18 protein-coding genes are annotated in these 24,853 nt (G+C 71.4%); 10 read left to right on the top strand and 8 right to left on the bottom strand.

From position 1 onward, the window contains the following. Positions 1-166 precede the first annotated feature (166 nt). The 5 genes from MQE23_RS30340 (at position 167) to MQE23_RS30320 (ending at position 6,304) form a co-directional block, all read left to right on the top strand. Positions 167-1,384: an FAD-dependent oxidoreductase gene (locus MQE23_RS30340; protein ID WP_243380805.1), complete on the top strand. Its 1,218-nt coding sequence runs from the start codon at positions 167-169 to the stop codon at positions 1,382-1,384. After that, a complete protein-coding gene (gene nirB / locus MQE23_RS30335; protein WP_020270019.1) occupies positions 1,384-3,981 on the top strand; it encodes a nitrite reductase large subunit NirB in 2,598 nt (865 codons plus the stop codon). The genes MQE23_RS30340 and nirB overlap by 1 nt, the downstream gene beginning before the upstream one ends. Beyond that, positions 3,978-4,328 carry a nitrite reductase small subunit NirD gene (gene nirD / locus MQE23_RS30330; RefSeq protein WP_020270018.1) on the top strand — a complete coding sequence of 117 codons (351 nt, stop codon included), beginning with the start codon at positions 3,978-3,980 and terminating at the stop codon, positions 4,326-4,328. The genes nirB and nirD overlap by 4 nt, the downstream gene beginning before the upstream one ends. Before the next feature lie 73 nt (positions 4,329-4,401). Then, positions 4,402-5,244: a maleylpyruvate isomerase family mycothiol-dependent enzyme gene (locus MQE23_RS30325; protein ID WP_243380804.1), complete on the top strand. Its 843-nt coding sequence runs from the start codon at positions 4,402-4,404 to the stop codon at positions 5,242-5,244. Between the two features lie 118 nt (positions 5,245-5,362). After that, on the top strand, positions 5,363-6,304 hold the full coding sequence (locus MQE23_RS30320) for a superoxide dismutase (protein WP_243380803.1): 942 nt from the start codon (positions 5,363-5,365) through the stop codon (positions 6,302-6,304). A 3-nt stretch (positions 6,305-6,307) separates the two neighbouring features. On the opposite strand, the gene MQE23_RS30315 is transcribed toward MQE23_RS30320, so the two are convergent. The 3 genes from MQE23_RS30315 to MQE23_RS30305 form a co-directional block, all read right to left on the bottom strand. Beyond that, a complete protein-coding gene (locus MQE23_RS30315; protein WP_243380802.1) occupies positions 6,308-7,234 on the bottom strand; it encodes an oxidoreductase in 927 nt (308 codons plus the stop codon). A gap of 90 nt (positions 7,235-7,324) precedes the next feature. Next, positions 7,325-9,040: a SulP family inorganic anion transporter gene (locus tag MQE23_RS30310; protein ID WP_243380801.1), complete on the bottom strand. Its 1,716-nt coding sequence runs from the start codon at positions 9,038-9,040 to the stop codon at positions 7,325-7,327. Between the two features lie 935 nt (positions 9,041-9,975). Beyond that, entirely contained in the window at positions 9,976-10,581 is a 606-nt protein-coding gene (locus MQE23_RS30305) for a carbonic anhydrase (protein WP_020275163.1), read from the bottom strand. A 217-nt stretch (positions 10,582-10,798) separates the two neighbouring features. Between MQE23_RS30305 and MQE23_RS30300 the strand changes: the two genes are divergently transcribed. From MQE23_RS30300 to MQE23_RS30290, 3 genes are all read left to right on the top strand, one after another. Further along, the gene (locus MQE23_RS30300; protein WP_243380800.1) at positions 10,799-11,584 is read left to right on the top strand and encodes a response regulator transcription factor; all 786 of its coding nucleotides are present in this window, start codon (positions 10,799-10,801) and stop codon (positions 11,582-11,584) included. Then, the gene (locus MQE23_RS30295; protein WP_243380799.1) at positions 11,581-13,071 is read left to right on the top strand and encodes a HAMP domain-containing sensor histidine kinase; all 1,491 of its coding nucleotides are present in this window, start codon (positions 11,581-11,583) and stop codon (positions 13,069-13,071) included. The genes MQE23_RS30300 and MQE23_RS30295 overlap by 4 nt, the downstream gene beginning before the upstream one ends. 132 nt (positions 13,072-13,203) lie before the next feature. Next, positions 13,204-14,361 carry an alkaline phosphatase PhoX gene (locus tag MQE23_RS30290; RefSeq protein ID WP_243380798.1) on the top strand — a complete coding sequence of 386 codons (1,158 nt, stop codon included), beginning with the start codon at positions 13,204-13,206 and terminating at the stop codon, positions 14,359-14,361. A gap of 421 nt (positions 14,362-14,782) precedes the next feature. Here the strand turns inward: MQE23_RS30290 and MQE23_RS30285 are convergent, their stop codons facing one another. Next, positions 14,783-15,376, bottom strand: coding sequence for a TetR family transcriptional regulator (locus MQE23_RS30285; RefSeq protein ID WP_243380797.1), 594 nt, complete (start codon positions 15,374-15,376; stop codon positions 14,783-14,785). A 94-nt stretch (positions 15,377-15,470) separates the two neighbouring features. Between MQE23_RS30285 and MQE23_RS30280 the strand changes: the two genes are divergently transcribed. Both MQE23_RS30280 and MQE23_RS30275 read left to right on the top strand, forming a co-directional pair. Continuing rightward, the gene (locus MQE23_RS30280) at positions 15,471-16,514 is read left to right on the top strand and encodes an NAD(P)-dependent alcohol dehydrogenase (RefSeq protein ID WP_243380796.1); all 1,044 of its coding nucleotides are present in this window, start codon (positions 15,471-15,473) and stop codon (positions 16,512-16,514) included. Between the two features lie 105 nt (positions 16,515-16,619). Next, entirely contained in the window at positions 16,620-17,138 is a 519-nt protein-coding gene (locus tag MQE23_RS30275) for an NUDIX hydrolase (RefSeq protein WP_243380795.1), read from the top strand. A 34-nt stretch (positions 17,139-17,172) separates the two neighbouring features. Here MQE23_RS30275 and MQE23_RS30270 read toward each other — a convergent pair whose 3' ends face one another. The 4 genes from MQE23_RS30270 to MQE23_RS30255 form a co-directional block, all read right to left on the bottom strand. Next, complete coding sequence (locus MQE23_RS30270) at positions 17,173-18,420, bottom strand: erythromycin esterase family protein (protein WP_243380794.1); 1,248 nt, start codon at positions 18,418-18,420, stop codon at positions 17,173-17,175. Positions 18,421-18,639: 219 nt separating this feature from the next. Beyond that, positions 18,640-19,923: an NYN domain-containing protein gene (locus MQE23_RS30265; RefSeq protein WP_243380793.1), complete on the bottom strand. Its 1,284-nt coding sequence runs from the start codon at positions 19,921-19,923 to the stop codon at positions 18,640-18,642. 429 nt (positions 19,924-20,352) lie between these two features. Continuing rightward, entirely contained in the window at positions 20,353-23,046 is a 2,694-nt protein-coding gene (gene ppdK, locus MQE23_RS30260; protein ID WP_020275169.1) for a pyruvate, phosphate dikinase, read from the bottom strand. 459 nt (positions 23,047-23,505) lie between these two features. Continuing rightward, positions 23,506-24,732: an ROK family protein gene (locus MQE23_RS30255; protein ID WP_243380792.1), complete on the bottom strand. Its 1,227-nt coding sequence runs from the start codon at positions 24,730-24,732 to the stop codon at positions 23,506-23,508. Between the last annotated feature and the right edge of the window lie 121 nt (positions 24,733-24,853).

The following is a 24,853-nucleotide window of genomic DNA, read 5'->3' as shown; positions in this document are numbered from 1 at the left end:
CTTATGCGACGGCCGTGCGACGCCTGTGCGACGCTACCCTCACAGCCCGCCGTCGCCGCACTCCACAAACCCTCACACCCACCCCCGGCCCCCGCTGAGGGCAGCGTTCCCCGTGGGAAACAGTCGTGATGCTGCCGGGAAACACCGGCACCGCACGCTCAAGGACATGACCTCGAATGAGCGTGTGGTGGTGATCGGCACCGGCCTCGCGGGCGTACGGCTCGCCCGGCGGCTCGGTGAGCTCGGCACGCCCGCGTTGCTGATCGGCGAGGAGGAGCACCGGCCCTACAACCGGGTGCTGCTCGCCGAGGTGCTGGCCGGACGTTACAGCCCCGAGGTGATCGCCCTGCCGGCGCCCGCGCAGGCCACGCGCGGCCGGGTCGTCGGCATCGACCGCGACGGGCGGACCGTCGAGTGCGCCGACGGCACGGTGATCGCATACGACCGGCTCGTCCTCGCCACCGGATCCAACCCCGTCCTGCCGCCCCTGCGCGGCCTGTTCACCCCCGACCACGTGCTGCCCGAGGGGGTCCACGCCTTCCGGACCATGGACGACTGCCTGGGCCTGTCCAAGGCGGTCCGGCCGGGGGCGAAGGCGGTCGTCATCGGTGGTGGGCTCCTCGGGGTCTCCGCGGCCCGCGCGCTCGCCCTGCGCGGCGCCCAGGTCGTCCTCGCCCAGCAGTCCGAGCGGCTGATGGAGCGCCAGCTCGACCCGGCCGCCTCCAAGCTCGTCAAGCGGCACCTGACCGACCTGGGCGTCGAGGTGCACACCGAGTGCCGCGTACGGGACGTGCGCTGCGTCGGCGGCGCGGTCCGCTCCGTGGAGATGGCCGACGGGTACGCGCTCGACGCCGACCTCGTCGTCGTGGCCTGCGGCGTCCGCCCCCGGGTGGGTCTCGCCCAGGCCGCCGGCCTCGACGTCCGCAAGGGCATCGTCGTCGACGACGAGCTGCGCACCTCCGACCCGTACATCCACGCCATCGGCGACTGCGCCCAGCACGACGGCGTCCTCTACGGCCTCGCCGCCCCCGCGCTCGAACAGGCCGACGCGCTCGCGGAACTGCTCGCCGGCAACGCGGACGCCCGCTACACCGGCACCCGCTCCCTGACCCGACTCACGCTGAACGGGCACGACAGCCCCTTCGACCTCGCCGCGTTCGGCGAGACCGAGGCGCTGCCGGGCGACGACGTCGTCCAGCTCACCGACGCCACCCGCGGCACCTACCGGAAGGTCGTCGTCCGCGACGACCGCCTGGTGGGCGGGGTTCTCGTCGGCGAACTCGGCACCGTCGGCGCGCTGGCGCGCGCCTGGGAGGGAGCAGAGCCGCTCCCCTCCGACGGCGGCCCGCTGCTCCACCTGCTTACCAATGACGGAGGCTCCTGATGTCCAAGGACACCCCCACGATCGTGCTCGTCGGCCATGGCATGGTCGGCCAGCGCTTCCTCGAAGCGCTCGCCGAGCGCGGCCTGACCGCCACGCACCGCGTGGTCGTGCTCTGTGAGGAGCCGCGTCCTGCCTACGACCGCGTGCAGCTCACCTCGTACTTCTCGGGCAAGACGCCCGAGGACCTGTCCATGACGGACCTGCGGTTCATCGAGGACCACGGCATCGAGCTGCGCGTCGGTGACCCGGCGGAGACGATCGACCGCGAGGCGCGCAGGGTGACCGCCCGCTCCGGTCTCGTCGTCGACTACGACGTGCTCGTCCTGGCCACCGGCTCGTACCCGTTCGTGCCGCCGGTCCCGGGCAAGGACGCCGAGGGCTGTTTCGTCTACCGCACGATCGAGGACCTCCTCGCGATCGAGGAGTACGCCAAGAAGGCGACGACGGGTGCCGTGGTCGGCGGCGGTCTGCTCGGTCTGGAGGCCGCGGGCGCGCTGAAGGGTCTCGGACTCACCTCCCACATCGTGGAGTTCGCGCCCCGTCTGATGCCCGTCCAGGTCGACGAGGGCGGCGGCGCCGCCCTGCTGCGCACCATCGAGGAGATGGGCCTGAGCGTCCACACGGGCGTCGGCACGCAGGAGATCGTCGTCGGCGAGGACGGCGCCGTGACCGGCATGAAGCTGTCCGACGGCTCCGAACTGGCCACCGACCTGGTGGTGTTCTCCGCCGGTGTCCGCCCCCGCGACCAGCTGGCCCGCGACTGCGGCCTGACGGTCGGCGAGCGCGGCGGCATCGCGGTCGACGAGCAGTGCCGCACGGTGAACGACCCGCACGTGTTCGCGATCGGCGAGTGCGCGCTGGCCTCCGACGGCCGGGTGTACGGCCTGGTCGCCCCTGGTTACGAGCAGGCCGAGACGGCCGCCGCGACGATCGCGGCGGACGAGGCCGCCTTCACCGGCGCCGACCTGTCCACCAAGCTGAAGCTGCTCGGCGTGGACGTGGCGTCCTTCGGCGACGCGCACGGCACCGCCGAGGACTGCCTGGACGTCGTCTACTCCGACTCCCGCGCGGGCCTGTACAAGAAGCTGGTCATCGGCCGCGACGGCACGCTGCTCGGCGGCATCCTGGTGGGTGACGCGGAGGCGTACGGCACGCTGAAGGCGTTCACCGGCTCGGTCCCGCCGGTCGCGCCCGAGGCCCTCGTCCTGCCGGCCGGCGCCGGCGCCCCGGCCCAGCTCGGCCCGTCCGCGCTGCCGGACGACGCGATCGTCTGCTCCTGCCACAACGTCTCCAAGGGCACGATCCGCGGCGCGGTCACCGACCACCAGTGCACGACCGTGCCCGAGGTGAAGAAGTGCACCAAGGCCGGCACCGGCTGCGGCTCCTGCGTCAAGGTCCTCGGCCAGCTGGTCACCGCCGAGCTGGAGGCCAGCGGCGTCGAGGTCGACAAGGGCCTGTGCGGCTGCTTCGGCCAGACCCGCGAGGAGCTGTACGAGATCGTCCTCGCCCTGCGCATCAACAGCTACCAGGAGCTGCTGGACCGCCACGGCCGCGAGGAGGCCAGGGGCGGTGACGGCTGCGAGATCTGCAAGCCGGCGGTCGGTTCGATCATCGCCTCCCTCGCTCCGACGATCGGCGCGAGCGGCTACGTCCTGGACGGTGAGCAGGCCGCCCTGCAGGACACCAACGACCACTTCCTGGCCAACCTGCAGAAGAACGGCTCGTACTCGGTCGTCCCGCGCATCCCCGGCGGTGAGATCGCCCCGGAGAAGCTGATCGTGATCGGCGAGATCGCCCGCGACTTCGGCCTCTACACGAAGATCACCGGCGGCCAGCGGATCGACATGTTCGGCGCCCGCGTCGAGCAGCTGCCCCTGATCTGGGCCCGCCTGGTCGACGCCGGCTTCGAGTCCGGCCACGCCTACGGCAAGTCGCTGCGCACGGTGAAGTCCTGCGTCGGCCAGACCTGGTGCCGCTACGGCGTCCAGGACTCCGTCCGCATGGCGATCGACCTGGAGCTGCGCTACCGGGGCCTGCGCTCCCCGCACAAGCTGAAGTCGGCCGTCTCCGGCTGCCAGCGCGAGTGCGCCGAGGCCCAGTCGAAGGACTTCGGCGTGATCGCCACCGCCAACGGCTGGAACCTGTACGTCGGCGGCAACGGCGGCGCCACGCCGCGCCACGCGGACCTGCTCGCGCAGGACCTGTCGGACGCCGAACTGGTCCGGCTGATCGACCGGTTCCTGATGTTCTACATCCGTACGGCCGACCGCCTGGAGCGCACCTCGACCTGGCTGGAGCGGATCCCCGGCGGCCTGGAGCACGTACGGGACGTCGTCGTCCACGACTCGCTCGGCATCTGCGACGAGCTGGAGAAGCTGATGCAGGCGCACGTCGCGCACTACCGCGACGAATGGGCCGAGACCATCAACGACCCCGAGAAGCTCGCCCGGTTCGTGTCCTTCGTGAACGCGCCGGACACCCCGGACCCGGTCGTCGCCTTCGTGCCCGAGCGCGACCAGATGAAGCCCGACCTGCCGCTGCTGTCCATCGGTATGCGACCCGCCGAAGACGTACTGGAAGGAAGCGCCCAGCGATGACCCTGGCACCTGAGACCACCGATCTGAAGGTCGAACTCGCTCTGGACGGCGACTGGTTCACCGTCTGCGACCTCAGCATGCTGCTCCCGGGCCGCGGGGTGGCGGCACTGCTGCCGGACGGCCGCCAGGCGGCGATCTTCCGGGACCGCACCGGTGAGCTGTTCGCCATCGACAACCGCGACCCGTTCACCGGCGCGGCGGTCCTCTCCCGCGGCCTGACCGGCACCCACCAGGGCCGCCCGTTCGTCGCCTCCCCGCTGCTGAAGCAGCGCTTCGACCTGGCGTCCGGGCAGTGCCTGGACGACGAGGAGGTCCAGGTCACGACGTACAAGGTGCGCACCGCGTAGGAACGCGGACGCCCGGCTCGGAACGCCCCTCCCCGGAGGGGCGTTCCTGTTTGTCCCCTGGCAGGCTGGGGCCATGGTTGCGCAGCCGAACGACAGGCCCGGCCTCTCCTGGCTCGGCGCCCCGATCGACGCCCGCTCGCTGTTCGAGCCGGAACTAGGGGCGCTGCTGGGCCTGTTGCGGGGGCTGCGGCCCGGGCAGTGGAGCGAGACGGCCGTGCCGGGCTGGACCGTGCACGATGTCGCCGTGCACATCCTCGGCGACTGCTGCGCCCGCCTCGGCCGCCGGGAGTTCGGTGCCTTCGCGCCGGGAGAGACCCTGGAGGCGTTCATCCACCGCGCCAACCAGGAGTGGGTCGACCGCCACCGGGACATGGACCCGGCCTCGCTCGTCGACGCCCTGGAGGAGGCCGGTTCCGCACTGGCCCGCCGCTTCGCGCACGCCGACCTGGACGCGCCGTCCCTGGGCGTGTCCTGGGCCGGGGTGGACCCGGCGCCGATGTGGCTGGACTGTGCCCGGGAGTTCACCGAGTACTGGACGCACCGCCAGCAGATCCGGCACGCGGCCGGGCTGGGCACCGACCCCGAGCCGGGGGCCCTGTCCATGGTCCTGGACACGTTCATGCGGGCGCTGCCCCACACGCTGCGCGACACCGCCGCGCCGGCCGGCACGCGGGTGGAGGTGACGGTCCCCGGCCCGGGAGGGGGCACGTGGGCCGTGACCGCCGGCCCGGAGGGCTGGTCCCTGGCGCAGGACTCCGGCGGCCGACCGGCGGCCACCGTGGAGCTGGACACGGAGACCGCCTGGCGGCTGTGCACGCGGGGTGTCCAGCCGGCCGACGCCCTCGCCCGGGCCCGGGTCGAGGGGGACCGGCGGCTCGCCGAGGCCGTGTGCGGGATCGTGTCGATCGTCTACTGATCAACTGCCGTGCCCTGCTGTCGAGTTGCTGTCGACTTCACCGACTCGACTGCCGTACCAGGAGTCCTTCGCGTTTCATCGAGTCACATCCCCACCTTCCTTCCACGGAGGCCCGACCATGACTCGGAACCATCCCCGGCCGTCCCGGCGGACCGTGCTCGGCGGGGCCGTCGCCGCGCTCGCGGTGGCCGCCGGCACCACCGGCACGGCCCAGGCGGCCCCCGGGACCGGCTGGCCGACCGAGTTCCCGCTGCCCGACGGCTGGCTCCCCGAGGGGATCACCATCGGCAGCAGGCCGTACGCGTACATGGGCTCGCGCGCCGACGGCGCGATCTACCGCACCGACCTGCGGACCGGCGAGGGCGGTGTGCTGCACGAGGGCGCCGCCGGTCTCGCGTCCATCGGCCTGAAGCTGGACCGCGACGGCCTGCTGTACGTGGCCGGCGGCGCCGGAGGCACCGCGAGGATCGTCGACGCGCGCACCGGCGAGCTGTTCACCACGTATCGACTCACGCGGGATGCCGCCCCGTTCATCAACGACGTCGTCCTGCACGAGGACCGCGCCTGGTTCACCGACTCCCGTGCGGCCGTCCTCCACGGCGTGCCGCGCGGCCGGCGGGGCGAGGTCCGCGCCCTGCCGCTCACCGGCGAGTGGGTGCAGGCGCCCTCCGGGACCAACAGCGCCAACGGCCTGGTCGCCACGCCGGACGGTCGCGGCCTGATCGTCGTCAACGCGGGTCAGCTGTACCGCGTGGACCTCAGGACCGGGCACGCCACCAAGGTCGCGCTGCAGGGCGCGCCGGACGTGGCGGGCGGCGACGGCCTGGTCCGCCTCGGCCGCACGCTGTACGTCGTCCAGAACCGCCTGAACAAGATCACGGTCTGGGACCTCGACCGGAAGGCCACGACCGCCACCCTGACCAGGACGATCACCGACCCCCGCTTCGACGTCCCCACCACCGCCGCCCGCTACGGCGACCGCCTCTACCTGGTCAACGCCCGCTTCACCAGCCCGCAGACGCCGGAGACGACGTTCAACGCGGTGGCCGTGTCCCTGTGAGCGTCATGCCTTCAGGGCGTCGTACGTCACCCCGGTGAGCTCCTCGGACGCGGCCCACAGCCGCTGCCCCGCCGTGTCGTTGAGGGTCCAGGGTGCCCGCCAGGACGGTGCGGGCGTCCCGCGCCACATGGCGATGTGCGGGCCCGTGAAGGAGTCGGGCCGTACGCCGGGTGCCGTCGCGGCGTACAGGATCGGCAGCGCACCGGCCTCGGCCGGCTGGGCGACGACCCGGTTGGCGATCCGCACGAGCCGCTCGGCGGCCGGGCGCCCCTCGGCGAGCGGTCCGGTGGTCTGGAGATTGGTGGCCGCGTACCCGGGGTGGGCCGCGGCCGCCACCAGGTCCGTGCCGTGCGCCGCCACCCGGCGCGCCAGCTCGTGCGTGAACAGCAGGTTGGCCGTCTTGGAACGGGCGTAGGCGATCCAGCGCCGGTAGCGCCGCTCGCTGTTGAGGTCGTTGATGTCGATGTTGGCGAGGGCGTGCATCCCGCTGGAGACGACCACGACCCGGGCCCCCGGTGCCGCCAGCAGCGCGGGCAGCAGCAGGCCGGTGAGCGCGAAGTGCCCCAGGTGGTTGACCCCGAACTGCGTCTCGAAGCCGTCCACCGTCGTCCCGTACGGCAGCGCCATCAACCCGGCGTTGTCGACGAGCACGTCCAGCCGCTCGTACGGGAATCCGGCCGCGAACTCCCGTACGGAGGCCAGGTCCCCGAGGTCTAGCCGGCCCAGCTCGACCCGGGCTTCGGGCAGTTCCGCCCGGAGCCGTTCCACGGCCTCGTTGCCCCGGGCCTCGCTGCGGCACGCGAGCACCACCCGCGCGCCCTTGCGGGCCAGCTCCCGTGCCGTGACGAACCCGATCCCGCTGTTGGCGCCGGTGACGACGGCGACGCGGCCGCTCTGGTCCGGGACGTCCTGTGTGTTCCAGCCTGGCATGGCAGGCTCCCTCCGTCGGTGGCCGCGATCCAGCCTACGAGGAGGCCTGGAGGCGAGACGGGCCCGGGCCCCCGGCTCCCGGCCGCTCCGTCAGCCCACCGGGCTCGACCGCTGGTCGTCGGGGAGGGGACGGGTGTCGAGGTAGAACCACTCGGCGTCGGCGGTGGGCCAGGGAGAGGGCGGGACCGGTTCCCCCATGGGTTCGCCCCACGGTTCCTCGGCCATGGCCGTGACAGGCCGTTTGGGCAGCGGCGCCTGGGCCTCTCCGGCGGGCGGCGCAGCGGCCCGGCCGCCGGCCGGTTTCGCCTCCCCGGGCATCAGCAGCTCCACCCGCAGCCCCAACCCCCGCTGCTGGGCGGTGAACTCCTCGACCTGGTTGCGGCAGGCGTGGTCCAGGTGGGTCACGCCGGTCAGGTCGAGCCGGATCCTCGGCTTCCCGGACGCGGCGGCGGCCTCCAGCGCCTCGATCACCTTCGGCAGCCGCAGGAACGTCGCGTTGCCGGCCATGACGACCTTCGCCGTGTCGTCCTCTACGTGCTGGCGGATCGCGGTCTGGGACATGCGCAGCGCGGCCAGCACGATGCCCGCGGCGAGGCCGATCAGCACGCCCTCCAGCAGCGCGGTCACCACGATGACCAGGGTGGTCAGCGTCATCACCGCGAACTCGCCCTTGTCCTGCCGCCACATCTTCGGGAACTCGGCGGGCCCGAACAGCTTCCAGCCGCTGTGCACGAGGACACCGGCGAGCACCGAGATCGGGATCAGCGCGAGCACCTGCGGCAGCAGCAGCGCGAACGCGAGCAGCCAGAGGCCGTGCAGGGTGCGGGAGAGCCGGGTCTTGGCCCCGGCCTGGACGTTGGCCGAACTGCGGGCCACGACCGCGGTGATGGGGAGCGCTCCGAGGATGCCGGCGACGGTGTTGCCGGCGCCCTGGGCGATCAGCTCGGTGTTGTAGCGGGTGCGCGGGCCGCTGTGCATACGGTCCACCGCGGCGGCCGTGAACAGGCTCTCGGCGGACGCGATGACCGTGAAGGTGAGGATGGCGGTGATGATCGCCCCGTCCGCGAGCCCGGCGAACTGCTCCGGCCCGGGCACCGACACGGACGCGAGCAGATTGCCCACCTGGAGCGTCTTCACGTCCACGCCGGGCAGCGCGGCGACCACGATGCCGATGCCCACGGCGACCAGCGCGGCCGGAATCTTCCCGACCGGGCCCGGCACCTTCTTCCACACGAAGCTGAGCACGATCGTGACGACGCCGAGCAGGGTGGCGATCATCGCCTGCGGGTCGGTCAGGATGCCGGCCAGCAGGGCGGGGATGCCGGCCATGTTCTCGAGCGCCGTGCCGGGTGCCTTGGCGTCGGCCATCGGATAGGCCTGACTGAACATCAGCGGCACGCCGATGCCGGCCAGCATGCCCTGGACGACGGCGACCGAGATGGCCTGGAACATCCGGCCGAGCCGCACCAGTCCGAGGATGATCTGGAGGAGGCCGGCGAACAGCACGATCACGCCGAGCATGGCCACGCCGACCTCGGCGACGGTCTCCGAGACGAGCGCGGCGAGGCCGGCGGCCGGCCCGCTGACCTGGAGCGTACTGCCGCGTGCCGCGCCGACGACCAGACCGCCGATCACCCCGGAGATGATCCCGAGTTCGGCGGGCACGCCGGAGGCGACGGCGACACCGATGCACAGCGGCAGGGCGACGAGGAAGACGACGAGCGAGGCGGTGATGTCGGTGACGAGGTCGGCCTTGGTCCGGGCCTTGCCGCCCCCGCCCTTCACCCGCCCGACCAGCCCACCCATCACACCCAGCACCCCGCCCAAGCCGCCCCCCGGGCCACCGGCGGAACCGCCCGAGCGCCGCCCTGCGACGCCGCCCACCGAGTCCCACGCGGGGCCACGGCTGGGACCGCCACTCGGGCCGTAGCCGGGGCTGCCGTCCGGGCCGTAGCCCGGGCCGCCATCCGCGCCGTAGCCGGGACGGCCGTCCGGAGCGTGGCCCGGGCCACCCGATCGACCACCCGCCGGACCACCCGGCCGTCCACGCCCGGTACCCCCCGCCGAGTCCCACGCCTGGCCGCCACCCGGGCCCCCCAACCGGCCGCCCGCAAAACCCCCCGGCAAGTCCCATGCCGGGTCACCGCCGGGGCCACCCGACCGGCCGCCCGCGGCACCCCCCGCCGAGTCCCCGACCAGGCCACCACCGGGGCCACCCGACCGACGGCCCGTCAAACCGCCCGCCGGCCCGCCTGCTCCCCAGCCCGCGGCACCCCCCTCCGAACCACCCACCGGCCTGTCCGGCCCCCAGTCCGAAGCGCCCCCGTCGGAACCAGCCGCCCCCCAACCCGCCGCGCCCTCACCGCGACCGCCCGGGCCCCAGTCCGCCGCGGACTCCCCGCGACCACCCGACCCCCAATCCCCCGGGCCCTCTGCGAAGCCGCCCGACCCCCAATCCCCCGCACCTTCCAAGGAACCGCCCGTGCCCCAGTCCGAAGAACCCCCCTCGGAACCGGCCGCCCCCCAACCCGCCGCGCCCTCACCGCGACCGCCCGGGCCCCCTGGGAAGCCGCCGCCGGGCCCCCAGCCCCCCGAGCCCTCCGAGGAACCGTCCGGCCCCCAGTCCGCAGCACCCCCCTCAGAACCAGCCGACCGCCGGCCCCCCGCGTCTCCCGCAGGCCCGGCCTGCCGGCCCCCCGGCGCGCCGCCGCCCCGTACCCGCCCCCGCGCATGCGCCCCGCTCACGCGGCATGCACCCGGAAGGCGCCGTCGTCGCCGAGTTCGTAGACGAACCCCGTGTCGACCTCGTAGTACCAGCCGTGCAGCCGCAGCCGGCCCGCGTCGAGCCGCTGCCGCACCACCGGGTAACTCCTGAGCGCGGCCAGCTGGTTGACGACGTTGCCCTGGGACACCTCCGGCAGCGACGGATCGTCCGGCGCTGACTCCAGTACGGGGGTCAGTTCGGGGCGGGCGATGTGGAGCCAGGCGTCCACGCCGGGCAGCGCGGACAGGTCGTCGCCGGACTTCAGCGCGCCCATCGCGCCGCAGTGTGAGTGACCGCACACCACGATGTCCTGAACCCCGAGCACTTCCAGTGCGTACTCGATGGTGGCCGCCTCTCCCGAGGCCCCGGGCCGTCCGTAGGGCGGCACGATATTGCCCGCGTTGCGCAGCTCGAATATCTCCCCGGGCCGTGCGCCCGTGATGAGTGCGGGTATGACCCGGGAGTCCGAGCAGGTGATGAACAACGCCTCCGGATATTGCCCTTCGGCCAGTTTCCGGTATTCCCCGCTGTCGAAATCGACGCGCGTCCTGAACGTGCGGGCACGATCCAGCAATGCCTTCAACTCCGCCTCCTGAGCTGCGGTTTCGTTCTGTTCACCCCACCGTAGACGGACGACCTACAACGGAAGGTTAAGCGAACTGAAGAGCCCGGCCAGGAATTGAACATTCTTTGTCCGGATACCCATACGAACGGTCATCTTGTAGCGTGTGAACTCCAGGGCGGAGAATGCGAATTCACGCTGCCCGGATTCATGTCGGCTTCACGGAGAGACAGGACGTATGGGCCTACGAGTGCTGCTCATCGAGGACGACGAGACGATCGCCGAACCGCTCACCGAAGGGCTGGGCCACTTCGGGCTGACGGTCGACCACGTCGCCACGGGCACGGACGGGCTGAGAGGCCCGTACAACGACGTCGTCCTGCTCGACCTGGGACTGCCCGACATGGACGGCATCGACGTCTGCCGCGGCATCCGGCAGGTCTCGGACGTGCCCATCGTCATCCTCAGCGCCCGCGGCGAGGAGGCCGACCGCGTGCTGGGCCTGGAACTGGGCGCCGACGACTATCTGGCGAAACCATTCAGCGTGCGGGAACTGGTGGCCCGGGTCCGGGCGGTGACCCGCCGCACGCAACGCACCCAGCAGGCGTTCCCGGAGCCCCCGGGCACACCGGCCACACCGGTCACACCGGCCACAGCAGCCGACCCCCCTGCCACTCCGTCGTACGACCCGGCCCCCGACCCTCCGCACGACCCGGGCCCGCTCGTCGTGGACCGCCGCACCCGTCAGGTCTGGGTCGGCGACTCCCCCGTACTGCTCACCCCCAAGGAGTTCGACCTGCTGGCCCTCCTCAGTGAGGACCCGGGCGCGGTCTACTCGCGCCAGCAGATCCTCGACCGCGTGTGGGATCCGCACTACGACGGCCCGACGAAGACGCTGGACGTCCATGTGGCCGCGCTGCGCCGCAAGTTGGGCCACCCGGCGTGGATCAGGACACTGCGCGGCGTCGGCTTCCGGCTGGCGGTGCACACGGGGCCGAACGCCCCGCAGGTGGCCTCTCCATGACCCGCCGGTTGCTGATCAGCTATCTCAGCCTCGCCGCGCTGGTGCTGCTCTGCCTGGAGATCCCGCTGGGCTTCGTCTACTCGCGCGGTGAGCGGGAGCAGGTGGTCAACGCGGCGAAGGACGAGGCCGAGTCGGTCTCCGCCTACGCCGCACTGTCGCTCGCGGCGGGGCGGGCCGAGCGGGACCTGCCCGCGCGGGTGGCGCACTGCGCGGAGCGCATCGGCGGGAAGGTGGTGATCGTCGCCGCCTCGGGCGCGACGCTCGCCACCTCGCATCCGGTGGACACCTCGGTGTCCGGCGCGCTGGCCGACCGGCCGGGCATCGCGGCCGCGCTGCGGGGCACCTCGACGGTGGACGTGCGTACCTCCACGATCGGCGGGGTCGAGTACCTGTCGGTGGCCGCGCCGGTCGGTCAGGAGGCACGCCCGGTGGGCGCCGTGTGGCTGACGGTGCCCACGCGGACGGTGCACGAGCGGGTCCACCACGTGTGGCTGCTGCTCGCCCTGGGCGGTCTTGCCGTGCTGACGGCGGTGGCCGTGGTCGGCTTCGCCTTCGCCCGCTGGGCCGGCCGCCCCATCCGCGAACTGGAGCAGGCGACGCACGAGTTGGGAGAGGGCAGCGGCCGGTTCACCCCGGTGACGATCACGAAGGGCCCACCGGAAGTACGGAGTCTGGCGGCGGCGTTCAACCGCACCGCGGCCCGCTTCGCGCATCTGCTCGCCTCCCAGCGGGCGTTCGCCGGTGAGGCCTCGCACCAGCTGAAGACCCCGCTCGCGGCGCTGCGGCTGCGCCTGGAGAATCTGGAGCCGGACGTCGCCGCCCGGGCCCGGGGCAGTCTCACCGCGGCCGTCACGGAGACGGACCGGCTCGCCCGGATGGTCGAGCACCTGCTGGCGATGGCCCGGCTGGAGGAGCACGCGGCGATCCCCGCCACCGTCGACCTGGGCGCGGTCTGCGCGGAACGGCACCGCACCTGGCAGCCCCTGTTCGCACGGGAGGACGTCTCCCTCGTGCTCTTCGCGGGCAGCGTCGGCCCGGTGCTCGCGGTGCCGGGAGCCGTCGAGCAGATCATGGACAACCTGCTGTCCAACGCCCTGCGGGCGTCCCCGCCCGGCAGCACCGTCACGATCGAGCTGCGGATGCCGGCCCCGCCCCGCCGCGCCCTGCGCGACAGCCGTCCCCGCTGGGTCGACCTGCACGTCACCGACGAGGGCCCCGGCATGACGCAGGAGCAGCGGGCCCGCGCCTTCGACCGTTTCTGGCGCGCCCCGGGCGCTCCCAAGGGCGGCTCGGGACTCGGCCTCGCCCTGGTGCAGCGACTCGCCCACGCCAGCGGCGGCGAGGCGACCCTGCACGCGGCGGCGACGGGCGGCCTGGACGTGGTGATCCGGCTGCCGTCCGTACGGCCACCGGCCGAGGGACACGCACCGGGTGCCGACCGGCCGAGGGGCGGCCGGAGACGGGAGGCCCCGGCGCTGCCCGCGTGAGCCTGCCGCCCCACGGCCACGAGTTGTCCATGCCCCGTCAACCCTGCCCGCTTAGCGTCCCTCCCGCCTCCCCCCACGCACAACCCTGCCGTCGACCGGCGGCAGGGCGGTACGGCACCTCTTGGAGTGAGAGTGGAACGTCGTAGCCTCCTGCGTGCGGCCGTCCTCGGCGGCACTTCGGCCGCCCTGGGCGGAACCCTGTGGCGCGGCGCCGCGTACGCGGCTCCCGCCCAGCCCGGCACCGGCCCCTACGGGCCGCTGGGCTCCCCGGACGCCAACGGCATCAGACTCCCCAGCGGCTTCACCAGCCGGGTGATCGCCCGCTCGGGCCAGCGGGTCGGGACCACGTCGTACACCTGGCACAACGCCCCGGACGGCGGCGCCTGTTACGCCGACGGCACGGGCTGGATCTATGTCTCCAACTCCGAGATCAACCCGTCGGGCGGCGCGAGCGCGGTGAGGTTCTCCTCGACCGGCGCGATCACCGGCGCGTACCGCATCCTGTCGAGCACGCGCCAGAACTGCGCGGGCGGCAAGACGCCGTGGAACACCTGGCTGTCCTGCGAGGAGGTGGACCGGGGCTACGTCTACGAGACCGACCCCTGGGGCGCGAAGGCGGCGGTGCGCCGGGACGCCATGGGCCGCTTCAAGCACGAGGCGGCGGCGGCCGATCCGGTCCGCCAGGTCGTCTACCTGACCGAGGACGTCACCGACGGCTGCTTCTACCGCTTCCGGCCGACGACCTGGGGCGACCTGTCCTCCGGCACGCTGGAGGTCCTCGTGGCCGGCAGCGGCACCAGCGGCCCGGTCACCTGGGCCCGGGTCCCCGACCCCTCCGGCGCGACCGCCACCCGCAGCCAGGTCTCCGGCGCCAAGCGCTTCAACGGCGGCGAGGGCTGCTACTACGCGAACGACACCTGCTGGTTCACCACCAAGGGCGACAACCGCGTCTGGCAGTACAACGCCGCCGCCCAGACCATCGAACTCGCCTACGACGACTCCCTGGTGACGAGCGGCACGGCACCCCTCACCGGCGTCGACAACGTCACCGGCACCGCCTCCGGCGACCTCTTCGTCGCCGAGGACGGCGGCAACATGGAGATCTGCGTCATCACCCCCGCCGACGTCGTCGCCCCGTTCCTCCGCATCGACGGCCAGTCCGGCTCCGAGATCACGGGCCCGGCCTTCTCCCCGGACGGCACCCGCCTGTACTTCTCCAGCCAGCGCGGCACCAGCGGCAGCTCCTCGGGCGGCATCACGTACGAGGTGAGGGGCCCGTTTCGTTCGTAACCAAGAGCCCGGCTTCAGGCAGTAGTCCGGGACCCCGTCCCGCCGGAGGCTCGCGGTCCTCCGACGGGACGGGCATTGTTGGACCCCTCCGGTCGCCGTAGGGGCCCCGTTTCGCCGGGGCGGGCGGTCAGGCTCTGGGCCTGGTGTGTCTGTGGCAGCTGCAGCCAGGGCGGCGCTGGAGCAGGATGCCGGACGCGTGGGGCAGCGGAATGTCCTTCGTCTGGCGGCAGTCGCCGTGCAGCCCCATGTACTCGGGCCGCTGAGCGAGCGTGCATTCCGCCGACCGGGGCGGGTTCTCCGTCACGGGCGCGATCACGACGCACCCTCGCCGGACAGGCTCTCGTAGCCGTCGCACAGGGCATGAACCGAGCGGGCGAGCTTCTGTACGACCGACACACGGACGTGGCTGGAGGGGGCAGAACTAGATGCGGTCGGCCGCCATGGCGCGTCGGACGCTCTCGCGGAGCAGGGTTCGACGCTGCTCGTGCAGCTCGGGGGGCTCCTGCGCGGTCGCCGCGTAGACATTGCTGACCGGTGACCAGGCCATGGACATGGCGATCACCATGGCCATCACGTCGAACGGGTCCCCCTGGCGCACCAGACCGGCGGCCTGGGCCTCGGCGATGGCGCGCAGCTTGTGGTCGTCGAGGCGGTCGGGGTCGTCGACCAGATGGCCGGCCGGGCGTCGCTCCAGGCGCGCCCAGGTGGCCAGTCGGATGAGGTCGGGGCGGTGGAGATACTCGTCGTAAAGGCGCACGGCCCATTCCGCGAGGTCGGTGGCGTCGATCGGGACGACGTTCACGATCCGCTCCAGCGAGCCGAAGAAGATGGCGTCGAAGAGCCCTTCCTTGCTGCCGAAGTAGGCGTAGAGCTGCGCCTTGTTCGTGCGTGCCGCGGCCACGATCCGCTCGACGCGCGCACCGGCGATCCCATGCTCGGCGAACTCCCGGGTCGCCACATCGAGGATGCGTTGGTACGTCGCGGCTCCACGCGAGGACAGGGGCCGATCAGCCATGCGCCGACGCTATCAGACAGAACAGTTGGTTTTCCTGGCGGGCGGACACCTGTACGGTCAATAGACCGAACAGTCTGTCTATGAGGAGGACGTCATGAGGAGCACCGTTGGCTGGCAGGTGGAAGGCTCGTCGTCCACCCTGCGGCGGACGCCATTGGAACGGCGCGACCTGCGCCCCGACGACCTCGCGGTCCGCGTGGACTACTGCGGTGTATGCCACTCCGATCTCCACGCCGTCAGCGCCCGGGGCGGCGAAGGAGGCCTGCCCCTGGTGCCCGGGCACGAGTTCACGGGCGTGGTGACCGAGACCGGACCCGCGGTCACCCGCTTCACCGTCGGCGACCCGGTCGCGGTGGGCAACATCGTCGATTCCTGCGGCGAGTGCGCCATGTGCCGGACCGGCCAGGAGAACTTCTGCCACGCCTTCCCGACCCTGACCTACGGCGGCGTCGACCGGCACGACGGATCGACCACACTCGGGGGCTACTCCCGCGAGTACGTCGTCCGCGACCGTTTCGCCTACCTCCTTCCCGTCGGTCTGGATCCGGCCGCTGCCGCTCCTCTGCTCTGTGCCGGGATCACCGTCTGGGAGCCGCTGCACGCCCTCGGCGTGGGGCCGGGGACCCGCGTCGCGGTGGCGGGACTGGGCGGCCTCGGCCACCTCGCGGTCAAGATGGCCGTGGCGCTCGGCGCCGACACGTCGGTCATCAGCCGCTCAGCGGACAAGGCCACCGACGCTCGTCGTCTCGGCGCCCACGGTCTCGTCGTCTCCACCGACCCTGAACAGATGGCTGACGCCCGCGACCGGTTCGACGTCGTCATCGACACCATCTCCGCCGGCCACGACCTCGGTCCTTACCTGCGCCTGGTCTCCATGGACGGCACGCTCAGCCACCTCGGGTACCTGGGACCCCTCACCGTGGAGACCACCGACCTGCTCATAGGACGCAAGAAGCTCAGCTCCGCAGGCAGCGGCGGCAGGCTGGCGACCGTCGCCATGCTGGACTTCTGCGCCGAACACGGCATCACCGCCGACATCGAACTGCTCCCCTCGGCGCGAGTGAACGAGGCCCTCGGCCGTCTCCGGCGCAACGACGTCCGCTACCGCTTCGTCCTCGACATGTACGACCTGGGCTGAACGACGAGGGCCATCCGGACCTGCCGGTGACCATCGGCGCGTCCGGCCGTTCCACCGTTTGGGCAGCTCGTCCCGGGCTGCCCGGACGACGGAAGGAACACCACCGTGGACACGACCGTGCCCGCCACCGACGTACAGCGCGTGCTGCCGCGTGACGAGTGGGTCAAGACGCTGCCGCAGACCATCGTCGCGTCATGCGTGCTGCTCCTCGACGCCGAGGACCGGGTCCTGCTGCTGCGCTACGCCGAGGGCCAGCCCGGTGTCGGGCTCTGGGGGCTGCCGGGCGGCATGCTCGATCACGGAGAGGACCCCGTCACCGCCGCGCACCGTGAGGTGTGCGAGGAGACCGGCATCGTGCTCGACCGCCCGCCCCGGTTCATCGGCTACGACCACCGGGCCGATGTGAAGGGCACGGGCCCGGTGATCGACTTCTACTTCCACGGCGGCCGTCTCGCCCCCGGGCAGACCGTCAGGCGCAGCGGCGAGCACGACCGGGACGGCCTGTTCGCCCTGGCCGACCTGGAATCCACCCGGCTGTCGACGCCGCTGCCGGCCCTGACCGCCCTGCACACGGCGGCCCTGACCGGGACCGTTGTCCGCCTGCGGGAAGGTCTGCTCCAGTGAGAGCCCGTCAGGCCCGTAAGACCCCTCAGGCCCTTCAGGACGTGGGCAGCAGGTCCACCTCCCACACCCGGTCCTGATGGATCAGCACGTCGAAGCAGCGGCCCAGCGCGATGTCGAACCAGTTCCGATCTCCCGGATAGGCGGTGCCGGCACTGCGCGTGGGCCGGGCTTCGGCGAGCCAGGTGCGGGCCAGGCCCGGGGCAGTCCGCAGGTCCAGGACGTAGCGGTCGTGGCGCACCTGGTCGAGGGTGTGCTCGTTGCTGCCGGGCCGGGCGGGACCGACCATGTGGGTGAGCATGTGCACCTCCTCCGGGTCGGTGGCCTTGAACGAGCCGCGGCCGAAGGTGAGTCCGACGCTCACGTACCCGCTGCCGAGCCGGTCGCGCAGGTACGCGCCCTGCGTCCTGGGCAGGACCTGCGGGTCCTCGGGGTCGTAGCCGATGTGGTTGTTGTGGCCGGCCAGCAGGATCCGGTGCCCGGTGTGCTCACGCCACCAGACGACGTTGTCCGCCATGACCTCATCCCGCCACCGCATGGCCTCGGCGACCTGCCGGGGATCCTCGAAGTCGAAGCCGTACCCGGTGGCCGTCTGGTCGATCACCGTCGCGTGCCGCAGCACCTCGGCGAATTCCGCCCGCCCGGCCTCGCCGTGCGGCGCCGGTGAGTCCAGCAGCTCCAGGGCGCGTCCGGTCCGGGAGGCCATCTCCTGCCGTTCGGCGAGCGGCAGGGTCAGATACGTCTTCTGGTACTCGCCGGAGGGGAGGGTCGGCCGCAGCCCTCGGTACAGCTTCTCGAAGCGCGGCGTGAGGTGCGGGCGGACCCGGGCGACGTAGTCTGTGACCCGGTCGTACAGCTCCGGCCCGGTGTAGCCCCAGTCGTCGCCCATGAAGCGGACCGGGTCGTGCGGGTGGCGGCGTTTGTGGTCCCGCATCCATTCGACCAGGGCCAGGTTCTCGGCGGTGGGGTTCAGCGCGTAGGTGTACTGGAAGTCCTCGCGCATGATGCGCTCCGGGTCGCCCTTGCCGTGCACGACGTAGTCGTCGAGGCGCACTCCGGTGCTCCAGGCCGTCTCCAGGGCGAAGGTGTGAAAGCCCCGGCGCTCCACCAGGTACCGGAAGACCCGGTCCCTCATGGTGAGGAACTCGTGCGAGCCGTGCGTCGCCTCGCCTATCCCGACCACGACCGCGTCCCAGACCGCTGTGCCGACCGGGCGCAGCTCGCCCGGGTCCCCGCCGGGTTCTGGGGTGCGCAGCGGGCTCGCGGCCCGCTCCAGCACCGGCACGACGGGGTCCCCCGGCCGTGCCGGGAGCGGCGGCGGCAGGGGCCGGGGCGAGAAGGACCAGCACGAGAACGAGGAACGTCCACGGACGCAGGCGCGACATGTCCGCATACGTGCCCGGCACCTGGCTTTCCCGAACCCACCCATACCTGAACGGATCGCGAGACCCAACGGTGTGTCCACGATCCCAGCCCGGGCCATCGTCTTGGCGGATGCCCCTGGTCAGATGGCTTGAGAGGCTGTCTCCTCAGGGCTGCCGGCTGCCAACCCCACCTCGAATCCGCTGATGTCGCCCCCGGTGATCCACCTGCGGATCAGTTCCCGGTCCTCCTCGGAGAGCGACATCCGTGCGTTCGCGCACAACGTGTAGACGTTTTCCACCCACGCGTCGGCAAGTGCCTCCGCTGTCACGCCTTCGGCCATCCGCTGGCCCACGTAGACAAGCCCCTTGAGTACGAAGTTGACGGCGTTGCGAGTTACGGGGTTTCCCCGCGACTCCGTTTCGTCTCGGACTCTCTTCGACGTCGGGTACAGCTGAAACTCAGAACCCTGCAAGTCCTGGGCGAGGACCTCGAACAGCAGAGCATAGGCGTCCGGCTGCAACGCCGGCACACCCGTCAGGGCACTCACCTGAGCGAGAATACGAGGAAGCTGTGCCCGACCACCCTTGTCTTCAAAGGAGTGCAGCGTTGGATCGAGAATGTATCCGGGCGGCGTGGCGACATATTCAAGATCACTGCAATGAGTCCTCACGAACCCACTGAAGCTTCCGGCGCCGTACCATGCGGAATCCTTTACCGAGGGATCGATGTTGAGCGCCGCCTGTGCCGCGGAGGCCGAGGCGAGCGGACGGGGCGCCGCCCGTACGACGCGGTAAATCTCCTTGACGACTGCCTCGCGCTGGTCGCTGCCCGCTTGTTGCGGAAGGACGACCGCAACCTGCTCGGCGTCGCCGCCGAGCGTCACCTCAGTCGCGTGGAACTCGTCCCAGAGCGAGGCTGCGGCGAGCTGCTCAGGCGTCACGAACACATCGCACGTCGCCCGGAAGGCAGCGGCGCTCAGGCCGGCCGCCACCACCGTCGTCCACCGGTCCTTGGCCCGGAGCCTCTGCAACACGGGGGTGAAATCGGCGTCCGCCGACATGATCACAAACTCGTCGTACCGGGTCTCATCCGCGAGAGCATCCATGATGTCGAGCACCATGTAGATGTCGGCGCTGTTCTTGCCCCGGGAAGTCAAAGGTGGGCAGTCGATCGACCGAAACCCACTGCGCGTGAAGAAGGCCCGGTACTTTCCGAAAGCTTCCGGGTTGATATACACGTTCCGCACGAGGAAGCGGCGAGCGGGGCCGCCCTGGGTGGCTTCGCCTGTGTCGCTCTTGCCTTCCAACCAACTCATCCATCTGTCCGGACGGGTGGCAAACGCTTCAGCTGCCCCCGGGTCCATATCGCGAAGTCCCAAGTAGATGTTGTCGAAGTCCACGAATAATGCGGACTTGATCGTCACCGAATTGGCGCCATCGAATGGCTCTTTACTCAACGACCCACCTCCACTGATCACTGCCTGGAGCGCTCAAGAGGGAGCGATCCAGGCAGTCATGACACGGATGCGGGGAGCATAACCGCGTTCCTGGACCGAAAAGCTGACCGGAACGAACGGTCAGGGATTTGACCGAGGCGTTTGTCGCACAGGGCCACGCGTGACCGATAGTGATCGGCTGCGGCGGCGATGACGGTCCAGCCGGCGCCCGACCGCGGATTCGCGCTCCGCCGCGTTGGCCAAGCGGCCGGAGCAGATGACGCAGAGAGGGCGGCACCTCCGCACAAGGTGCCGCCCCCGCTCTCCTCCGTGCACCGGAGCCGCCGCGATCGGTGAGGGTGGTCGGGGACCGCCGACGGCTCCGGGTTCTCGAGTGGCCCCGCACGGGCCACGGGTCTACCGGTGGTCGCTGCCCTGCGACTGGACCGCCGCCCGGCCCGCCTCCAGCCGGGCCACCGGGATGCGGAACGGGGAGCAGGAGACGTAGTCGAGTCCCACCTCGTGGAAGAAGTGGACCGACTCCGGGTCGCCGCCGTGCTCGCCGCAGACGCCGAGCTTGAGGTCGGGGCGGGTCTCGCGGCCGGCCTTGGCGGCGAGCTTCACCAGGGAGCCGACGCCGTCCTTGTCGATCGTCTCGAACGGGGAGACGCCGAAGATGCCCTTCTCCAGGTACGCGGTGAAGAAGCTGGCCTCCACGTCGTCCCGGGAGAAGCCCCACACCGTCTGGGTCAGGTCGTTCGTGCCGAAGGAGAAGAACTGGGCGGCCTCGGCGATCTGGCCGGCGGTCAGGGCGGCGCGCGGCAGCTCGATCATCGTGCCGATGGAGAGCTTGAGCTGCGTGCCCGAGGCCGCCTCGACCTCGGCGATGACCTGGTCGGCCTCCTCGCGCACGATCTCCAGCTCCTGCACCGTGCCGACGAGCGGGATCATGATCTCGGCGCGCGGGTCGCCCTTGGCGGCCTTGCGTTCGGCGGCGGCCTCGGCGATCGCCCGGACCTGCATGGTGAACAGGCCGGGGATGACCAGGCCGAGGCGCACGCCGCGCAGCCCGAGCATCGGGTTCTGCTCGTGCAGCCGGTGCACGGCCTGGAGCAGGCGGAGTTCGTTCTCGTGCGGCTCCTGGCGGGACTCCGCCAGGGCCACGCGCACCGAGAGCTCGGTGATGTCGGGCAGGAACTCGTGCAGCGGCGGGTCCAGGAGGCGGACGGTGACCGGGAGGCCGTCCATCGACTCGAAGAGCTGGACGAAGTCCTGCTTCTGCAGCGGCAGCAGTTCCTTGAGGGACTCCTCGCGCTCGGCCTGGGTGTCGGCCAGGATCAGCCGCTCCACCAGCTCGCGCCGGTCGCCGAGGAACATGTGCTCGGTGCGGCACAGGCCGATGCCCTGGGCGCCGAAGCGGCGGGCCCGCAGCGCGTCCTCGGCGTTGTCCGCGTTGGCCCGCACGCGCAGGCGGCGCTTGCGGTCGGCGAACGCCATGATGCGGTGGACCGCCTCGACGAGCTCGTCGGCGTCCTCGGCACCGGCGTGCATCCGGCCCTCGAAGTACTCCACTACCGGCGACGGCACGACCGGGACCTCACCGAGGTACACCTTGCCCGTCGAGCCGTCGATGGAGACGACGTCGCCCTCCTCGACGACGTGCCCGCCCGGCACGGTCATCCGGCGGCGCTTGGTGTCGACCTCCAGCTCCTCGGCGCCGCAGACACAGGTCTTGCCCATGCCGCGTGCGACCACGGCCGCGTGGGAGGTCTTGCCGCCGCGCGAGGTCAGGATGCCCTCGGCTGCGATCATGCCGTCCAGGTCGTCGGGGTTGGTCTCGCGGCGGATCAGGATGACCTTCTCGCCCGAGCGCGACCACTTGACCGCCGTGTAGGAGTCGAACACGGCCTTGCCGACCGCCGCGCCCGGCGAGGCCGCGATGCCCCGGCCGACCGTCTCGACCTTCGCGCTCTCGTCGAAGCGCGGGAACATCAGCTGCGCGAGCTGGGCGCCGTTGACGCGGGTGAGCGCCTCGGCCTCGTCGATCAGGCCCTGGTCCACCAGCTGGGTCGCGATGCGGAAGGCCGCGCCCGCCGTGCGCTTGCCGACCCGGGTCTGGAGCATCCACAGCACACCGCGCTCGATGGTGAACTCGATGTCGCAGAGGTCCTTGTAGTGGTTCTCCAGCGTCTCCATGATCTGCATCAGCTGGTCGTACGACTTCTTGTCGATCTGCTCCAGCTCCGCGAGCGGCACGGTGTTGCGGATGCCCGCGACCACGTCCTCGCCCTGCGCGTTCTGCAGGTAGTCGCCGTAGACGCCCTGGTGGCCGGAGGCGGGGTCGCGGGTGAAGGCGACGCCGGTGCCGGAGTCGGGGCCGAGGTTGCCGAAGACCATCGAGCAGACGTTGACGGCCGTGCCCAGGTCGTGCGGGATGCGCTCCTGGCGGCGGTAGAGCTTGGCACGGTCGGTGTTCCAGGAGTCGAAGACCGCGTGGATGGCGAGGTCCATCTGCTCGCGCGGGTCCTGCGGGAAGTCCCGGCCGGCCTCGGTCTTGACGATCTTCTTGAACTTGGTGACGAGCTTCTTGAGGTCGGCCGCCTCCAGTTCCGTGTCGACCGTGACCTTCTTGGCCGCCTTGGCCGCTTCCAGCGCGTCCTCGAAGAGCTCTCCGTCGACGCCGAGGACCGTCTTGCCGAACATCTGGATGAGGCGGCGGTAGGAGTCCCACGCGAAGCGGTCGTCGCCGGCCTGCTTGGCCAGGCCCTGCACCGACTTGTCGGAGAGGCCGATGTTGAGGACGGTGTCCATCATGCCCGGCATGGAGAACTTGGCGCCCGAGCGCACCGAGACCAGCAGGGGGTCGTCGGCCTGGCCGAGCTTCTTGCCCATGCGCTGCTCCAGCGCGTCGAGGTGCGCACTCACCTCGTCACGCAGCGCCGCCGGCTCCTCGCCGCTTTCCAGGTAGACCTTGCACGCCTCGGTGGTGATCGTGAAGCCGGGCGGGACCGGAAGGCCCAGGTTCGTCATCTCGGCGAGGTTCGCGCCCTTGCCACCGAGGAGGTCCTTGAGGTCCTTGTTGCCCTCGGTGAAGTCGTAAACGAACTTCACGCCCTCAACACTCGTACCGTGCTCAGCTACGTGGGGATCTTTGTTTTCCGACACGGGTCTCGACTCCTCGAGGACGCGGTGGCTGCCCTGACGGCGAGGAACATACCCAGATCAAAGGCTTCTGGGTACGTCCACTCGCGCGTCATACGCCTGTAACCACTCGTCCGCCAGCGGATCGAAAGTCAAGGCTCGGCAAGCGATCACAGCCGTATGTTTTCACTTCTTGAACGCACGAACCTCCATTGAGCCCGCCCAACGCTCATATGAGCGGCAATCGGCACGCTTGATTTCGCTCGATGAACGATCAAAGGGTGGCACTCAGTGCCACCCTTTGGAGAAGTGCAGCCGCTCAAGATCCGCTCATCTGAGCGCAACCCTTATCAAGGGTGGCGAGAATCACGCTGCCACAGCCGACGAGATTTCACCATGCGGACGCGTCTCGGGGGCGAAATGTCCCGGTCACACCCCGAGCGCGCGCAGCCGTTCCTCAACCCGCTCGGGGGCGTAGAGATGCTCCACGACCATCGCCCCGGCCCCGACCAGCCCGGACCGCTCGCCGAGCCGTGCCGTCACGACGTCCAGATGGGCGGTGGAGCGGGGCAGCGCCCGCTGGTAGAGCAGTTCGCGCACGCCCGTGAGGAAGGGGGTTCCGGCCAGATCCCCGGCGATCATCAGCACCCCGGGGTTGAGCAGCGTCACCACGGTCGCCAGCACGTCCCCGACCCGGCGCCCGGCCTCCCGGGCGAGGCCGACCGCGTCGGGATGGCCGGAGGCCAGCAGGTCCCGCACGTCCGAGCCGGAGGCCGCCGGCACCCCGGTCTCCGCCAGCCGCCGCGCCACCGCGCCACCGCTCGCGATGGCGGCCAGACAGCCGTAGGAACCGCACCGGCACAGCGTCTGGGCGCCCTCCGGCACCCGGATGTGCCCGATGTCCCCGGCACCCCCGTCGATGCCCCGGAACACCGCGCCGTCCACCACGACCCCGGCACCGATGCCGGTGGAGACCTTGACCAGCACGAAGGCGGAGCAGTCGGGATAGTTGGTGCGCTGTTCGCCGTACGCCATGAGGTTGGCGTCGTTGTCCACCAGCACCGGCACGGCGGCGGCGCCCGTGTGCTCGGCGAGCGCCCGGGCCAGCCGGCTCCTTATGTCGTAACCGTCCCAGCCGGGCATCATCGGCGGCTGGACGACGCGGCCGGTGTCGGTGTCGACCGGGCCGGGCACGGCGAGCCCGACCCCGCACACCGACTCGGCCCCGCGGCCGGTCTTCTCCAGCAGTTCGCCGAACCAGCGGCCGAGTTCGCCCAGCACGGCGTCCGGCCCGTCCTCGACGACGAGGGTGCCGGAGTGCTCGGCCAGGATCTCGCCGCTCAGCGACAGCACGGCCGCCCGCGCGTGCCGGGTGTCGAGATCGGCGGCCAGGACCACCGCGTGCTCGTCGTCGAACTCCAGCGTGATGGAGGGGCGCCCGCCCAGCGGGGAGTCCACCGGCCCCCCGGCGCCCTCGCGCAGCCAGCCCGCGCGGAACAGCCGGTCCAGCCGCTGCCCGACGGTGGCCCGCGACAGTCCGGTCGCCTGCTGGAGCGCACCCCGGGTCACGGCGCGGCGACTGCGCACCAGTTCGAGCAGTTCGCCGGCGCTCGCCTGGCCGGCACCTCGTCCCGTTCTGACGGGCCGTCCGGTCATGCACACCCCCTTGTGTTTCTCAACCTTGCCTTACATAGTGGGTTTTGCGTGTTAAATAGACGTAACCCCACGGTAGCCGCAGCCGAACCTGTCGGCCGGACGTCTTTCCGGAGAGCCCCGA

Origin of the sequence: Streptomyces sp. HP-A2021, from assembly GCF_022807935.1 — a bacterium.
Classification (GTDB): Bacteria; Actinomycetota; Actinomycetes; order Streptomycetales; family Streptomycetaceae; genus Streptomyces; species Streptomyces afghaniensis.
The sequence above is the reverse complement of the archived record's forward strand: the minus strand, read 5'-3'. Positions and strand labels throughout refer to the sequence as shown.

Excerpts from the sequence above, each read along its gene's own strand:
- MQE23_RS30340 (WP_243380805.1), top strand. The coding sequence starts at position 167 with ATGACCTCGAATGAGCGTGTGGTGGTGATCGGCACCGGCCTCGCGGGC.
- nirB (WP_020270019.1), top strand. The coding sequence starts at position 1,384 with ATGTCCAAGGACACCCCCACGATCGTGCTCGTCGGCCATGGCATGGTC.
- nirD (WP_020270018.1), top strand. The coding sequence starts at position 3,978 with ATGACCCTGGCACCTGAGACCACCGATCTGAAGGTCGAACTCGCTCTG.
- MQE23_RS30325 (WP_243380804.1), top strand. The coding sequence starts at position 4,402 with ATGGTTGCGCAGCCGAACGACAGGCCCGGCCTCTCCTGGCTCGGCGCC.
- MQE23_RS30320 (WP_243380803.1), top strand. The coding sequence starts at position 5,363 with ATGACTCGGAACCATCCCCGGCCGTCCCGGCGGACCGTGCTCGGCGGG.
- MQE23_RS30315 (WP_243380802.1), bottom strand. The coding sequence starts at position 7,234 with ATGCCAGGCTGGAACACACAGGACGTCCCGGACCAGAGCGGCCGCGTC.
- MQE23_RS30310 (WP_243380801.1), bottom strand. The coding sequence starts at position 9,040 with ATGGGTGGGCTGGTCGGGCGGGTGAAGGGCGGGGGCGGCAAGGCCCGG.
- MQE23_RS30300 (WP_243380800.1), top strand. The coding sequence starts at position 10,799 with ATGGGCCTACGAGTGCTGCTCATCGAGGACGACGAGACGATCGCCGAA.
- MQE23_RS30295 (WP_243380799.1), top strand. The coding sequence starts at position 11,581 with ATGACCCGCCGGTTGCTGATCAGCTATCTCAGCCTCGCCGCGCTGGTG.
- MQE23_RS30285 (WP_243380797.1), bottom strand. The coding sequence starts at position 15,376 with ATGGCTGATCGGCCCCTGTCCTCGCGTGGAGCCGCGACGTACCAACGC.
- MQE23_RS30280 (WP_243380796.1), top strand. The coding sequence starts at position 15,471 with ATGAGGAGCACCGTTGGCTGGCAGGTGGAAGGCTCGTCGTCCACCCTG.
- MQE23_RS30255 (WP_243380792.1), bottom strand. The coding sequence starts at position 24,732 with ATGACCGGACGGCCCGTCAGAACGGGACGAGGTGCCGGCCAGGCGAGC.